Consider the following 15,175-nt stretch of genomic DNA (forward strand, 5'->3'; position numbering starts at 1 on the left):
TCAGGCGGCCGCCGTCGTATCGGCGAGGACGCGTTCCATGGCTTCGATGGCCTCGCGGGCACGCGAACCGTCAGGTCCGCCACCCTGCGCGAAATCGGGGCGGCCACCGCCGCCCTTGCCACCGACCGCGGCGACACCGGCCCGCAGCACGGCCACGGCATCGACCCTGTCCTTCAGGCCTTCGCTGACCGTCACGACGAGGGCGGCCTTGCCGTCATTGACGGCGATCAACGCCGCCACGCCGTCACCCATCTCCTTTCTGATACTGTCGGCAACACTGCGAAGATCCTTCGCAGGCAGACCTTCAACGACACGGGAAGAAAACGCGATACCACCGATCTCCCGTACGGCACCGGCCTCATCCCGCTCGCCCGCCGCCATCTTGCGTCGAAGCTCCGCCAGTTCCTGTTCCAGACGTCGCCGCTCATCGAGCAACCCGCGAACGCGGGTCGCAATCTCCGCAGGCGGCACCTTGAGGGCCGATGCGGTATCGTCCAGCCACGACTCCTCGGTCCGCACATGCTCCAGCGCACCCTCACCGGTCAGCGCCTCGATCCGGCGGATACCGGAAGCCACCGCACCTTCGGAGACGATCTTGAACAGGGCGATGTCGCCGGTACGTCCAACATGCGTACCGCCACACAGCTCCATCGAGTAGATTTCGCCATCCTCGTCGAGACCCATGGTGACCACTCGTACCTCGTCACCATATTTCTCGCCGAACAGCGCCATGGCGCCCGCGTCGATGGCGTCGCGCTGGGCCATCACCCGCACTTTCGCGTCATCGTTGCGGCGCAGGAAATGGTTCACCTCGGCTTCGACCGCGGTGACGTCCTCATGGGTCAGCGATCGCGGATGGCTGAAATCGAAGCGCAACCGGTCGGGCGCGACCAGCGAGCCCTTCTGTGCGACATGCTCTCCCAGCCGCCCGCGCAGGGCCGCATGCAGGAGATGGGTGGCGGAATGCGCCCGACGCAACTGCCGACGCCGTTCGCGGTCGATTTCCATCGACACGCCCGCATCGCGGACAAGCGTGCCTTCCTCGACTTCGCCGACATGTACCCAGAGATCGCCCAGCTTCTTCTGCGTGTCCCCGATCCGCACGCGCAGCCCCTTCGCGGTCGCCATGCCAGTGTCGCCGATCTGGCCACCGGATTCGCCGTAGAACACCGTCTGGTTGGTGACGAACGATACCCGGTCGCCAACCACGGCCTCGTCGACCTCCCGACCGTCGCGGACAATGGCCAGTACCTGCGCGTCACACCGCTCGGCACCGTATCCGAGGAACTCGGTCGCACCATGGCGTTCGCGAATGTCGAACCACAGGCCCTCGACCGTGGCCTCGCCCGAGCCTTTCCAGTGTCTGCGTGCCTCGGCCCGCTGCCGTTCCATGGCAACCTTGAAGCCGTCCTCGTCGACCGAACGCCCTTCGGCCCGCAGGGCATCCTGGGTGAGATCGAGCGGGAATCCGTAAGTGTCGTACAACTTGAATGCCGTTTCGCCCGACAGCGGCATCCCCTCGGGCAGGTCACGGGTTTCATCCTCGAGCAGACGCAGGCCGCGCTCCAGCGTCCGGCGGAAATTGGTTTCCTCCAGCCGAAGCCATTCGATGATCGATGCTTCGGCCCGCCGCAATTCGGGAAAAGCATCCCCCATGAGACCGACCAGCACAGGCACAAGTCGCCACATCAGGGGTTCCCTGGCGCCCAGCATGTGGGCATGGCGCATGCCGCGGCGCATGATCCGCCGCAGGACATAGCCGCGCCCCTCGTTCGATGGCGACACGCCGTCAGCCAGCAGGAAGGATGCGGCGCGCAGATGGTCGGCGATGACCTTGTGCGAGGGCGCATTGCGTCCCTCGGCCGGTGCACCGGTCAGCTCCACGCTCTGTTCGATGATGCGGGCGAACAGGTCGATCTCGTAATTGTCGTGCTTGCCCTGCAGGACGGCGGCGATCCGCTCAAGCCCCATGCCCGTGTCGATGGACGGTCGCGGGAGGTCGATCCGCGTCTCCCTGTCGACCTGTTCGAACTGCATGAAAACGAGATTCCAGATCTCGATGAAACGGTCGCCATCCTCGTCGGGACTGCCGGGAGGACCGCCGGGAATATGCGAACCGTGATCGAAGAAGATCTCCGAACAGGGACCGCAGGGGCCGGTATCGCCCATCGCCCAGAAATTGTCGGATGTGGGAATGCGGATGATCCGGCTCTCGGGCAGGCCCGCGATCTTGCGCCAGAGGTCGAAGGCCTGGTCGTCCGTGTGATAGACAGTCGCCAGCAGCCGGTCGGCCGGAAGCCCGAATTCGCGGGTCACCAGGGTCCACGCCGCGTCGATGGCCTCCTCCTTGAAATAGTCGCCAAACGAGAAATTGCCCAGCATCTCGAAGAAGGTATGGTGACGCGCCGTATATCCGACATTGTCGAGGTCATTGTGCTTGCCGCCGGCACGCACGCATTTCTGCGATGTGACCGCCCGCTTGTAGTCGCGCTGTTCGACACCGGTGAAGAGATTCTTGAACTGCACCATGCCGGCGTTGGTGAACAACAGCGTGGGATCGTTGTGCGGTACCAGCGAGGACGATGGCACCACCTCGTGTCCCCGGCCGGCAAAGAAGTCGAGGAAAGCCTGGCGAATGTCGTTGACGGTCTGCATGAGATTTCCGGCTGGAACTGGATCATTGCCGCCCTTCATAGCGACCCCGTCGGTTCGGGGAAAGCGTCTCGACCACGGGCTTATCCACGGTCGCCTCGATAATCGGCTACATTCCCCTCAAAGTTTAGTTTTTCCCATAAACTTTCTCCAATTACGCGTCGTTTCGGTAAAATTCCCCGTCAGCCCGCGGCAACCGCCAGGGAACTCCTGGTTTCCGTTTTTCGAACATGGATGTCTCTTTCGGGATAACCGAACAGATAGCCCTGTCCGAGGTCGATGCCGATCCGGCGCAGCATCCGTGCCTGATCCTCGGTCTCGACCATTTCCGCAATGGTCGTCACGCCGAGACTTTTGCATAATTCCGTCATTGCCGTGACGATCGAGGCATCGCGCTCGTTGTCGAGAAGGTTCCTGACATAACCTCCGTCGACCTTCACATGATCTACCTTGAGCGAACGGATGTAATGGAATGCCGAGGCTCCCGCGCCGAAGTCGTCGAGACCCACCAGGTTTCCCCGCGCGCGGATATGTTCCAGCACTTTCGCCATCTTTTCCAGATCGCGGATCTCCGCCGATTCGGTGATTTCAAACATGATGGAACGGGCCAGCGAACCGGCGCTGCCCAAGACCTTCTCCAGCTCCTTGATGAAGCGTTCCTGTTCGAGCGAACGGGTCGAAAGGTTGACGGCGATCCGGGGGCGGCCGCGGCTGGAGGGGATGCGGGAGAGGTATTCGAGAACCTTGCGCACGACCGCAAGGTCGAAGTCGATCGTGATCCCGACATCCTCGGCGAAGGATACCACCTCGAACGTCATCCCCCACCCGCGAAACCGGCTCAGAGCCTCGTAATGATGGATCTTGCGGGTCGCGAGCTCGACGATTGGCTGGTAGACGACATCGAACTCCAGACGCTGGACCATGTTGCGGAAACGCGCAATCCGCTCCACGGTCGCCTTGTAGCTCTGCTGCAGCGCATCGCCGAGGGAACTGACATGGAAATCGCCCTGAAGCTCGCCGGCACATGACTTGAGCACATGCACCAGCGCCTGCGATGCCTCTGCCCGCGAGAGCGATGGCTCGGCGAGCTGAACGGTCTGCGTGTCGAAGGTAAGGTCGAGATCGCCGGCCACCTCCCGGGCAATCTCGTTCAACTGTTCATCGAGGTCTGCTCCGCCTCGCTCGCGTACCACGCCGAAAACCCCGTCTTCGAGGATGCCGGCCGATGTGCCGTCGATCGAGATGCTGCGCAGGAATCCGCCCAGGGAACCGAGCAGCCGGGAGAGATCGTCGGCAGGCATGCCGGCGGCCGCATCGAGCCCCTGGACCCGGACCATTGCCAGTTCGCGATCCTGCCCCAGATCCCGCGCATCGGCGAGATGACGCTCGGCCATGTCGACAAAGCTCTCGCGTTCCAGCAATCCCGTGACCTTGTCGTAGACGCGGTCGGCGAAGCCGCATCCCGGAGGAAGCTTGCTGACGGCGACCCGGATCAGCCCGTCGTCGACGACCTTGATGGCACGCATCATGGTCGGTACCGGACAGGCACTTATCTGCAGGTGAACCGGACCGACAAGCTGCCGGGTCGGCAGTTGCGCCATCACCCGGCGGCAGGTCTCGATATCGCGCGCCTCGAGCAGGCTCTCGAATGGAGAGCCGATCAGCGCTTCGACGGAACGCGATGTCATGCTCGTCGTCGAACCGGCAGCGAAGGTGACCTGCCCCTGGGAATCCAGCTCGAGGAGAAGATCCGCAGCGGCGAAGGCAAAGCTGACGTAACGGTCTCGTTCTGCTTTCAAGTGACAGGCCTCTGGCAAGTGACAGACGTCGGGTCGATGACCGAGCTGGACACAGTGAGTGTGTGGATATTGCAGACCACACAATGAATCCTGAGTTAAATTTCAGGCCTGGAACCGTCCAAAGTGTCGGGAATTTCGCCAGGTGGAGCAAGAAAACCCGCCCAAACGCACATGGCGTAACGGTGGCCATGTCCCCGGGGCGGTGCTAGAAGGGCGCCGTTCCCGGAAAATCTTCGAACGGCACCGACCATGGATCAGGCGATCATCAGGACAAGCAGGGCATGGCCCATCATCGAGGCCATGGCCCTGTTGCAGCGGGTCGAGAAAAATCCGCCACCAAAGGGATTCGTGCTGTTCGAGACCGGCTACGGGCCTTCGGGGCTGCCGCATATCGGCACGTTCGCCGAAGTGTTCCGCACGACGCTCATCCGGCGGGCCTTTTCGCTCATCAGCGATATTCCCACCGAGTTGTATGCCTTTTCGGATGACATGGATGGCCTGCGCAAGGTTCCGGACAATGTTCCCAATGCAGAGATGTTGCAGGACTACCTGCAAAAGCCCCTGACCAGCATTCCCGACCCGTTCGGCACACATGACAGTTACGGCCACCACATGAACGCGCGGTTGCAGGCGTTCCTCGATGCTTTCGGCTTCGATTACAGCTTCAAGAGCGCCACCGACTGCTACCGGGCCGGCCTGTTCGACGACGTTCTGCTGCGCGTGGTCGAACGTCACGAAGCCATCTGCAACGTCGTCAAGCCACATCTGGGCTCCGAACGCCGGGCCACCTACAGTCCCATCCTTCCCATCTCGCCGAAGACCGGCCGTGTCCTGCAGGTTCCGCTGGAGGAAACCCATCCCGATCGCGGGACAATCGTGTTCCGCGACGAGGACGGCACGCTGACCGAGATCGAGGTCACGGGGGGAGCGTGCAAGCTGCAATGGCGGGCCGACTGGGCGCTGCGCTGGACGGCTCTCGAGGTCGATTACGAGATGTCGGGCAAGGACCTGATCGATTCGGTGAAGCTCGGCAGCCAGATCTGCCGGATCATGGGCGGCACGCCGCCCAACAATCTGACCTACGAACTGTTCCTCGACCAGAACGGCGAGAAGATATCCAAGTCGCGTGGCAACGGCCTCACCATCGAGGAATGGCTGCGCTACGGGACAAGGGAAAGTCTCCAGCTGTTTCTCTACCAGAGTCCGAAGAAGGCCAAGCGGCTCTATTTCGACGTCATTCCGCGTCAGGTCGACGACTACCAGTCCTTCATCGATGCCTGGCAGGAGCAGGATGACGAAAAGAAGCTGGGCAACCCGGTCTGGCATATCCATGCCGGCCATCCGCCGGCGGTCAGCACACCTGTCAGCTTCACCATGCTGCTCAATCTTGCGGCCGTGGTGAATGCCGAGGAGCCGTCGGTGCTCTGGAGTTTCATCCAGCGCTATGCGCCGGACTGCACGCCGCAGAGCAATCCCTACATGGCGACACTCGTCGATGGGGCAATCGCCTATTACCAGGATCGTATCAAGCCCGAGAAGGCCTACCGGGAGCCGGACATCCGCGAGCGTGCCGCCCTGCTGGAACTGCGCAACTGGCTCTCCGGGCTTCCTGCCGGCACCGATGGCCGCGACATCCAGAACGAGATCTACGAGATCGGCAAGCGCCATCGTTTCGACAATCTGCGCGACTGGTTCAAGGTGCTCTACGAGGTCCTGCTCGGCCAGAGCGAGGGGCCGCGGTTCGGCTCGTTCGTCGAGATCTACGGCCTACCGGAGACGGTGGCCCTGATCGATGCGGCGATCGATCGGGGCTCGCTTGCCGATGCCGGCTAGGGACATCGCGCTGGATGTCCTTGACGGATGCCTCGGCCTCAGGCCGAGGCCCGCGGAAAGCCTGTTCGAGGCGCATGCCGGGTTGAAGAAGCTCGACACCCGCGACCGGGCTTTCGCCCGCTTGCTCTACATGACCTGTCTGCGACGGATGAACGCGCTGGACAAGGCCCTGTCGGTGCATGTCGCCAAGACACCCAAGAGCCTGACGCTGCTCAACGTCCTCCGTCTGGGCGCCGCCCAGTTGCTGGTCCTGGGCACACCCGCCCATGCCGCCGTCAAGGAAACCGTGACCCTCGCCCGAAAACGCGTTCCCCACGGTGCCAAGATGGTCAATGCGGTGCTCCGAAGACTTTCGGATGACCCGCTGGAAAACGTGGCGGAGACACCGCCATGGCTGGCGGCAAGCTGGTCCGATGCCTTCGGCGAGCTCGAGTCGAGGGGCATCGAGAGCGCCCATGGCCGGGAGCCGCCGCTCGACCTGACTTGCCCCGCTGATCGAGATCACTGGGCGCGGATGCTCGACGGTGAGCCGATCGGGACGCAGACGATCCGCCTGAAGCGTCATGGCGCGATACCCGATCTCCCGGGCTATGATGAAGGCGCCTGGTGGGTACAGGATGCGGCGGCGGCCGCGCTGGTGCCGCTTCTCGGCGACCTCAGGGACTGCCGGGTACTCGACATCGGCGCCGCGCCCGGTGGCAAGACGGCCCAGCTCTGTGCCGCGGGAGCCCGCGTTACCGCCCTTGAAAGCGTGGAGAAACGGGCCGGGCGATTGCGCGAGAACATGACCCGCCTGCGTTTTTCCCCGGAAATCGTCGTCGATGACGTGACGCGCTGGAGCGCCGGCAAGCCGTTCGATGCGATCCTGCTCGATGCGCCGTGCACGGCGACCGGCACGATCCGCCGTCACCCCGACATCCTTCGTACCCGCCGGCCCGGTGACCCGAAACGCATGTCGCGCATCCAGCGGCAGATGATCGAGGCGGCACTCCGGCAACTGGCGCCCGGAGGACGGTTTCTCTACGCCGTCTGTTCGATGCAGCCGGAGGAGGGACCGGAACAGTTCGCCTGGGTCACCAGTCGCCATCACGACATGCGACCGGTACCGATCGATCCGGCAACGTCGGGCGACCTGCCGGTCCGCCTTGCCGGTACCGGTGCGATGAGGACCTCTCCCGCCGATCTTGCCGGTCGCGGTGGCATGGATGGATTTTTCGCGGCCCTGCTGCAAAGGGAATCCTGACGGCCCCTGCGCAACAGCCTAACCATACACAAGGGATCACGCCTGTGACGCAATCACCCGTTCGCCGTGCGCTTCTCTCCGTCTCCGACAAGAGCGGTATCGTCGAACTTGGCCGTCGTCTTGTCGAACGCGATGTCGAGCTGATCTCCACCGGCGGCACGGCACGGACCCTCGGCGATGCCGGGTTGCCCGTCACCAGGGTGGCCGATGTGACCGGACAGCGGGAAATCCTCGGCGGAAGGGTGAAAACGCTGCACCCGCGCGTTCACGGCGGCCTGCTCGCGCGCAAGGACCTCGACAGCGACATGGCCACGCTCAGCCAGGAGGGCATCGGGACCATCGACCTGCTGGTGGTCAACCTCTACCCCTTCGAGCAGGCCATCACATCGGGTGCCGATTTTGCCACCGCAATCGAGAATATCGACATTGGTGGACCGGCCATGATCCGCGCGGCGGCCAAGAACCACGAAAGCGTGCTCGTGGCGGTCGACCCGGCCGATTATGACGAAATCATCGCTGCCATCGATTCCGGAATGGCGACCGTCGAGCTGCGCCGCAGGCTTGCCCTGAAGGCCTTTGCCCGCACCTCGGCCTATGATTCGGCGATTGCCGCCTGGCTCGACAGCGCGTGCGGGACCGGCATTCCGGGTCATGTGCGCATCGCCGGCGATCTCGCCCTTGCCCTGCGTTACGGCGAGAACCCGCACCAGCGGGCGGCCCTTTACCATAGTGCCGACAGGCGGCCGGGCGTGGCGACGGCCACGCAGTTGCAGGGCAAGGAATTGAGTTACAACAACCTGCAGGATGCGGATGCGGCGTTCGAGCTTGTGGCTGAGTTCGATGGGCCGGGATGCGCCATCATCAAGCATACCAATCCCTGCGGCGCCGCCACTGCTTCCACCCTGGCCGACGCCTATCGGCAGGCGCTGGCTTCCGACCCGGTAAGTGCGTTCGGGGGAATTATCGCTCTTAACGACGAACTCGACGAGGAGACCGCCCGCGAGGTGTCGAAGATCTTCACCGAAGTGGTGATCGCGCCTGCGGCGAGCGAGGCGGCCCGTGCGGTCATGGCGGCAAAACCCAATCTGCGCCTTCTGGTCACGGGCACCATGCCCCGATCCGGGGAAAGCCGCTGGTCGCTGAAGACCATTGCCGGAGGTATTCTCGCCCAGGAACAGGATACCGCCATGATCGCAACGGCCGACCTGCGCTGCGTCACCCGGCGAGAGCCCACGGCGGCCGAACGCGAGGCGCTGCTGTTCGCCTGGAAGGTCGTCAAGCATGTGCGCTCGAATGCCATCGTCATCGGCCAGGGAAAGCGGACGCTAGGGGTCGGTTGCGGCCAGACGAGCCGGGTCGATGCGGTCGAACTCGCGGTGAAGAAGGCGCGGGCGACCGGTGTCGGGGGCGATCGCGTGCTGGCCTCGGACGCCTTCTTTCCCTTCGCCGACGGCATCGAGGCCGCCATTGCCGCCGGGATCACTGCGGTCATCCAGCCGGGCGGAAGCAAGAACGATGCCGAGGTGATCGCCGCGGCCGACAAGGCTGGCGTCGCGATGCTGTTCACCGGTTATCGACACTTCCGTCACTGATCAACGATACGAGGCCATCCCACTTTACCGAGCTTTAAGCGGCCCGATGTTAGCGTCGATCCCGAAACAGTTCCGAAGTCAGGTAGATGCGCACATGGAGATGGCCAAGATCGTGCTTTATATCGTGATCGTTCTCGCCAGCGTGAGTCTCCTCATCGAACATCCCACGCCGATGGCCATATCGCGCTGACGGTTCACTTTCGGCATCTCCCGCAATCGATGGCCTGTCGCCGAACTTTCGCGAAGAAGGGAAAACCAATGCCCTCATTGCGTCAATCGACATCTTTGAGCATCCTGCAGGCGGTGACATTGCCGCCGATGAGACGGCAAAGCCACGGCATGAAAGATACAAGTTATGACCATCACCGGGAGTGAATGATCCATGACCGCTTGCATCGTGGGATGGCACCACCTGCCCTTCGTCAAGGCGGCGGCGGGTGATGTCGAAAGCATGATCGTCGAGGCGGCAAGCGGGGCAATCGCCGATTCGGGACTGTCGCCGGCTGACATCGATGTCATCTATCTCGGGCATTTCAACGGCGGTTTCAACCGGCAGGATTTCACCGCGTCCCTGGTCCTGCAGGCTGACCCGGCACTGCGCTTCAAGCCGGCGACCCGCGTCGAGAACGCCTGTGCGACAGGCTCCGCCGCCGTGCATGGCGGGGTGCGCGCGATCCGTGCCGGCGAAGCCCGGACGGCCCTGGTCGTCGGTGTCGAGAAGATGAGCGAGCTCAGCGGTCCGGAGATCGGCGACACATTGCTCAAGGCCTCGTACCTGGCCGAGGAAGGCGGAATCGAAGGAGGGTTTGCCGGAGTCTTCGGACAGATCGCCCAACACTATTTCCAGCGCTACGGCGACCAGTCGGATGCGCTGGCGGCCATTGCCGCCAAGAATCATGCCAATGGTGTCGGCAATCCCTATGCCCAGATGCGCAAGGATCTCGGCTTCGATTTCTGCCGCAATGAATCCGAACGCAACCCGTTCGTCGCCGGACCGCTCAAGCGCACGGACTGCTCGCTGGTGTCCGATGGCGCCGCGGCCCTGGTCCTTGCCGATGTCGAGACGGCCCTTTCCCTGGAAAAGGCTGTGATTTTCAGGGCCGCTGCCCATGTCAGCGATTTCCTGCCGATGAGCCGCCGCGACATCCTCGCCTTTGAAGGCTGTCGCGAGGCATGGTCCCGCGCATTGGACCAGTCGCGCATGGCACTGCTCGATCTCGATTTCGTCGAGACGCACGATTGCTTCACCATTGCAGAACTTCTCGAATATGAAGCCATGGGCCTCGCGGAGCCCGGCAAGGGCAGCGTGGCGGCGGTGGAAGGCTGGACGCGAAAGGATGGCAGGTTGCCGGTCAATCCTTCGGGCGGCCTCAAGAGCAAGGGCCACCCCATCGGGGCAACCGGCGTCTCGATGCACGTGATGTCGGCGATGCAGCTTGCGGGCGATGCCGGCGACATGCAGATCGGGAATGCTTCCACGGCTGGCATTTTCAACATGGGTGGGGCATGTGTCGCATCCTATGTCAGCATCCTCGAACGGCTTCGCTGAGCGCGATGGATCGGCAGTCGATCCCGTCTGACAACGGAAGATGTTCGATCAAGGGAGAACAGCAAGCATGAGCTCAGCCGATATCGGCATCCTCGGCCTCGGGGTTATGGGGCATAACCTCGCCCTCAATCTCGCCGGCCATGGCTTTTCGGTGGTGGCCTTCGACCCGGACGAGCATGCGCGGGAGAGGGCGCGCGGTGATGGCCTGAACGCCGTCGCATCCATGGCCGGACTGGCCGGGGCACTCAGGACCGGACCCCGCACCGTCCTTCTCTCGGTACCGGCCGGGGAAGCCGTCGACGCAGCGCTGGGCGAACTCTCGGAGCTGCTCGAAGCCGGCGATATCGTGATCGATTCGGGAAATTCCCATTTCCGGGATACGGAGCGGAGAACTCGCGATCTCGCCCGAAAGGGCATCCGCTTTGCCGGCATCGGTGTTTCGGGTGGTGCCCATGGCGCCCTGCACGGACCCTCGATCATGGCCGGTGCCGAAGCCTCGGCCTTCGATCATATCGCGCCGATGCTCAACGCGATTGCGGCCGATTTCAAGGGCGAGCCATGCTGCGCCTGGATGGGACCGGGCGGTGCCGGGCACTATGTCAAGATGGTCCACAATGGGATCGAATATGCGATCATGCAGTTGATCGCCGAGACATGGCTGGTGCTGCGCGACGTCCACGGGCTCGACCCGAAGGCCGCAGCCCGTGTCTTCGCCGACTGGAACAAGGGGCACCTTGCCTCCTATCTCGTCGAAATCACAGCCGAGGTCCTGGCCATGACCGATCGCGCGAGCGACCGGCCCGTGGTCGAGATCATCGCCGATGTCGCCGGCCACAAGGGTACCGGCCGCTGGACCAGCATGGCCACCATCGAAGCCGGGGTTGCCGCTCCCACGATCATCGCCGCGGTCAACGCCCGCGCACTGTCGTCGGCGACTCAGGCACGGCTGGCGATGAACGATTCGGATCGCATCGTCGCAGCCCATGGCGGGGGATCGGGGGGCGATATCGACGATCTTGGCAAGGCCCTGCTCTGCGCCCAGGTCTGCGCCTATGCCCAGGGCTTCATGCTGCTCGACAGTGCGCGGCGCGACCATGGCTGGCCGTTCGAACTGGAGCGGGTGGCCGCCATCTGGCGGGCGGGCTGCATCATTCGCGCCTGGTTGCTGGAACCCGTCATGGCGACCGCCCGCAATGGTCTCGGACCGGCGGGTCTGCTTGCCACCGAGCCTACCCGTTCCATGATCGCGGAAGCCCTGCCCGGCCTGCGTGCAACCGTACTTGCGGGCATCGCCCACGGCGTACCGATGCCGGCCTTCACCTCGGTGATGAGTTGGGTCGACGGTTTCCGCAGCGCCAATGTCGGCGCATCCCTGATCCAGGCGCAGCGTGACCGGTTCGGATCGCATGGCTTCGAACGGATCGACAGGCCCGGCCAGCATCATCTCGATCTCAAAGGCTGCTGAGCGATGAGCCGACAGCATCTCATCGTGGTGATGGGAGTAACCAGCTCCGGCAAGTCATCCATCGGCCGTCGGCTGGCGGAGCGCCTGAACGCCGAATTCGCCGAGGGTGATGACTATCATCCTCCGTCGAATATCGCCAAAATGTCGAAAGGTGAGCCGCTCGACGATGCCGACCGTGCCCCGTGGCTCGCCGCGCTGGCCGACGATATCGAACGCTTCGATCGTGAAGGCCGGTCGGCCGTGTTCACCTGTTCGGCGCTCAAGAAGATCTATCGTGACCGGCTCAGGCAGGGATCGCCGAAGCTCCTGTTCGTCTTCCTGGACGGTACGGGCGAGATCATCGGCGAACGCATGGCGGCACGGATGGACCACTTCATGCCGCCAAGCCTGTTGCCGTCGCAACTGGCGACACTGGAACGCCCCGATGACGAGCCCGGGGTCCTGATCATCGACAATGCCCGCCCCATCGACACGATGCTCGACGACATCATCGCCCGACTGGACATGGACTGACAATGGGAATTGTATCCGGTACCATTGTTCGCAAATGGCGGACAGTCTGATCTGGTTTCACGCTATTTCGACAGATGAGGGATGACCTACATACAGGATCGAACCCAGAGGGAGACAAGTCATGTCGATCCGGCCTATCAAGAACATATCAGGAACAATGCCGCACATCGAAGGTGCCGGCGTCAAGCTGCAGCGGGTGTTCGGCTTCGGCGACCCCTCGCAGACCGATCCCTTCCTGATGATGGACGATTTCCGCAACGACCGCCCGCAGGACTATGCCGCCGGCTTTCCGTGGCATCCGCATCGCGGTATCGAGACCGTGACCTACGTACTTGCGGGAACCGTGGAGCATGGCGACAGTCTCGGCAATGCGGGGACGCTCGGCGCCGGGGATGTCCAGTGGATGACCGCCGGTTCGGGGATCATGCATCAGGAGATGCCCAAGGGAGATGCTCGCGGACGGATGCATGGCTTTCAACTGTGGGCCAACCTCCCTTCCTCGCTGAAGATGACCGCACCGCGCTATCAGGACATCAAGGGTGCGGACATTCCCGAGATCGTTGATGACGACGGCACGACCGTGCGTGTCGTCAGCGGCGAGTTCTGGGGGAAGAAGGGGCCGGTCGACGGTGTCGCGGCCGATCCGCAATATCTGGATATCCACATTCCTGCAGGAGTCAGGAAGCACCTGCCGATCGATACCTACCGGACCGCGTTCGCCTATATTTTCGAGGGCTCCGGGCGCTTTCTCGATGCATCCGTCCCCATCGGCGCCCTTACCGAAAAGGAGATCGGTGGCGAGGAGGTATGGATGCGGGACCAGACCGGCAACCGGACGATGGTCACCTTCGATACCGGTGACGAGATCGTGGTGCAGGCGGGCGACCAGGGCATGCGCTTTCTGCTCGTGTCGGGAGCGCCCATCCGCGAGCCGGTGGCGTGGCATGGCCCCATCGTGATGAATACCCGCGAGGAGATCATCCAGGCCATGCGCGACCTGCAGACCGGTCAGTTCATCCGCCAACCGTGACGGGGTGGCATGGAATGGATGGAACATGGGGACGGCCACCTGATGGCCTCCCCGGCCATTCTCCCGCTCTCCCAGGGAAGGGCGCCGATGCGCCCTGTCCTGATGCCGGCATGGCACGCCGGCGGTGCCCCGACCGGGTGATGCGCATCACATCGGCTGATTTTCTGTTATGATAGCCAATGGAATGAAGGCCGGGCGCTCCCAGCAGCACCGGTAACGGGTATCACGCGAGGAGAAAATCATGTCCAGACAGGGGCGGTCGACATTCAGGCATCTCGTTCTGTCCACGGTGGCCGGCGCCAGCATGGTGCTGGGTTTCCAGCAGGTGGCCGATGCCGGCGAGATCTACCTTTTCAATGACCAGGTGCCGACTGCCGACGAGATCGCGCAGATCATGTTTCCGCAGGCTGCACCGCGTACCCGGGGCCTGCAGGTCGGTGGCGAGGGTGCAGCGCCTATCCGCACCCGCGGAATTCGCTTCGAAACGCCGCCGGCCGAAGCTGCTGCTGCCGCGCCGCCAGCCGTCGGCACCCAGCAAGCCAGTCATGAGGACGACGCGGCGACCACCGTGCCCAAGGGGTCATCGGTAGCGTTCAACATCACTTTCGCATTCAATTCGGCAGAACTCACCGACGCCGATCTGCCGGCTCTCGAACAGCTCGGTGCGGCGCTGATGTCGCCGCAGGCCCGGGACAAGCGGGTGGTCATCGCGGGCTTTGCCGATGCTTCCGGAGACGCCGCCTATAATCAACGCCTCAGTGAGGCGCGGGCGAATTCGGTGCTCAACTATCTCGTCGGCCGGTTCGGCGTGTCACCCGACCAGTTGCAGACTGTCGGCTATGGCGAGGAACATCCCCTACCCGGTATCGACCCCTATGACGGATTGAACCGGAGGGTGGAATTTCAGCCCGTCGATTGACCTTTGAGGCGTCCGGAAGTGGCAGTTCGCCGCTACGCCGGCCGGACGGACGTCAAATTGCGGGAAACTCGTTCCCCACAACCCTTGCATTCATCGTCAACTGATCGGACAAACGGTACAAGTGATCGTGAAAGCTGCCGGTGTCGTATGCCCTTGTCGGGATACGACACCGGCAGCGAGCGTTTGGGAGCACGCATGACGCCCTTGTCCCGGAGGAAAACCGCCTCCCCCATTTCGTTCGCCCTTGTGGCGCTGACGGTTCTTGCCGCCGGCCAGGCCGCGGCACAAACCGGCAACCAGGAGAAACAGGTGTGGGAACGGACCCTGGCCACTGGTCAGGCCCCCGCCTTCTCCCAGTTCCTTGCCCGCTATCCCGCCGGCCCCTATTCGAGTGACGCGTTCCGCTGCCTTGTCGAGTTCCGCATCGATTCGACGGCGGAAGCCTGCTCGCTCAGGAACGGGAACGGTCCTCCCCGACCGAAGCATACGGAAACGGGCCATTTCGTGGCCAATCTGAAATGATCGGCATCGTATCCGAGTCGGACGTCGGCCGGCGTTCCCCCGATCGTTCCAACGAACT

The 15,175-nt window shown here is 63.3% G+C and carries 11 protein-coding genes; 9 read left to right on the forward strand and 2 right to left on the reverse strand.

What is annotated here, in order from left to right; translation table 11 throughout:
• Both alaS and H6851_14950 read right to left on the reverse strand, forming a co-directional pair.
• On the reverse strand, positions 1 to 2,655 hold the full coding sequence (gene alaS, locus H6851_14945; protein ID MCB9944903.1) for an alanine--tRNA ligase: 2,655 nt from the start codon (positions 2,653 to 2,655) through the stop codon (positions 1 to 3).
• A gap of 179 nt (positions 2,656 to 2,834) precedes the next feature.
• On the reverse strand, positions 2,835 to 4,451 hold the full coding sequence (locus H6851_14950; GenBank protein MCB9944904.1) for an EAL domain-containing protein: 1,617 nt from the start codon (positions 4,449 to 4,451) through the stop codon (positions 2,835 to 2,837).
• Positions 4,452 to 4,700: 249 nt separating this feature from the next.
• On the opposite strand from H6851_14950, the gene H6851_14955 reads away from it, so the two are divergent.
• The 9 genes from H6851_14955 to H6851_14995 all read left to right on the forward strand — a co-directional run bounded on the left by H6851_14955 (position 4,701) and on the right by H6851_14995 (position 15,117).
• Positions 4,701 to 6,284, forward strand: coding sequence for a lysine--tRNA ligase (locus H6851_14955; GenBank protein ID MCB9944905.1), 1,584 nt, complete (start codon positions 4,701 to 4,703; stop codon positions 6,282 to 6,284).
• Positions 6,274 to 7,527 (forward strand): hypothetical protein, encoded by a 1,254-nt coding sequence (locus tag H6851_14960; protein ID MCB9944906.1) that lies wholly within the window; start codon positions 6,274 to 6,276, stop codon positions 7,525 to 7,527. The genes H6851_14955 and H6851_14960 overlap by 11 nt, the downstream gene beginning before the upstream one ends.
• 44 nt (positions 7,528 to 7,571) lie before the next feature.
• A complete protein-coding gene (gene purH, locus H6851_14965) occupies positions 7,572 to 9,119 on the forward strand; it encodes a bifunctional phosphoribosylaminoimidazolecarboxamide formyltransferase/IMP cyclohydrolase (protein MCB9944907.1) in 1,548 nt (515 codons plus the stop codon).
• A gap of 382 nt (positions 9,120 to 9,501) precedes the next feature.
• Complete coding sequence (locus H6851_14970) at positions 9,502 to 10,668, forward strand: acetyl-CoA acetyltransferase (protein MCB9944908.1); 1,167 nt, start codon at positions 9,502 to 9,504, stop codon at positions 10,666 to 10,668.
• Positions 10,669 to 10,735: 67 nt separating this feature from the next.
• A complete protein-coding gene (gndA, locus tag H6851_14975) occupies positions 10,736 to 12,133 on the forward strand; it encodes an NADP-dependent phosphogluconate dehydrogenase (protein ID MCB9944909.1) in 1,398 nt (465 codons plus the stop codon).
• A gap of 3 nt (positions 12,134 to 12,136) precedes the next feature.
• Positions 12,137 to 12,646: a gluconokinase gene (locus H6851_14980; GenBank protein ID MCB9944910.1), complete on the forward strand. Its 510-nt coding sequence runs from the start codon at positions 12,137 to 12,139 to the stop codon at positions 12,644 to 12,646.
• Between the two features lie 121 nt (positions 12,647 to 12,767).
• On the forward strand, positions 12,768 to 13,676 hold the full coding sequence (locus tag H6851_14985; GenBank protein ID MCB9944911.1) for a pirin family protein: 909 nt from the start codon (positions 12,768 to 12,770) through the stop codon (positions 13,674 to 13,676).
• 241 nt (positions 13,677 to 13,917) lie between these two features.
• Positions 13,918 to 14,595 (forward strand): OmpA family protein, encoded by a 678-nt coding sequence (locus H6851_14990; GenBank protein ID MCB9944912.1) that lies wholly within the window; start codon positions 13,918 to 13,920, stop codon positions 14,593 to 14,595.
• A 195-nt stretch (positions 14,596 to 14,790) separates the two neighbouring features.
• Complete coding sequence (locus H6851_14995) at positions 14,791 to 15,117, forward strand: hypothetical protein (GenBank protein MCB9944913.1); 327 nt, start codon at positions 14,791 to 14,793, stop codon at positions 15,115 to 15,117.
• Positions 15,118 to 15,175 lie beyond the last annotated feature (58 nt).

Source organism: Geminicoccaceae bacterium, from assembly GCA_020638465.1.
In the GTDB taxonomy this organism is placed as follows: Bacteria; Pseudomonadota; Alphaproteobacteria; order Geminicoccales; family Geminicoccaceae; genus JAGREO01.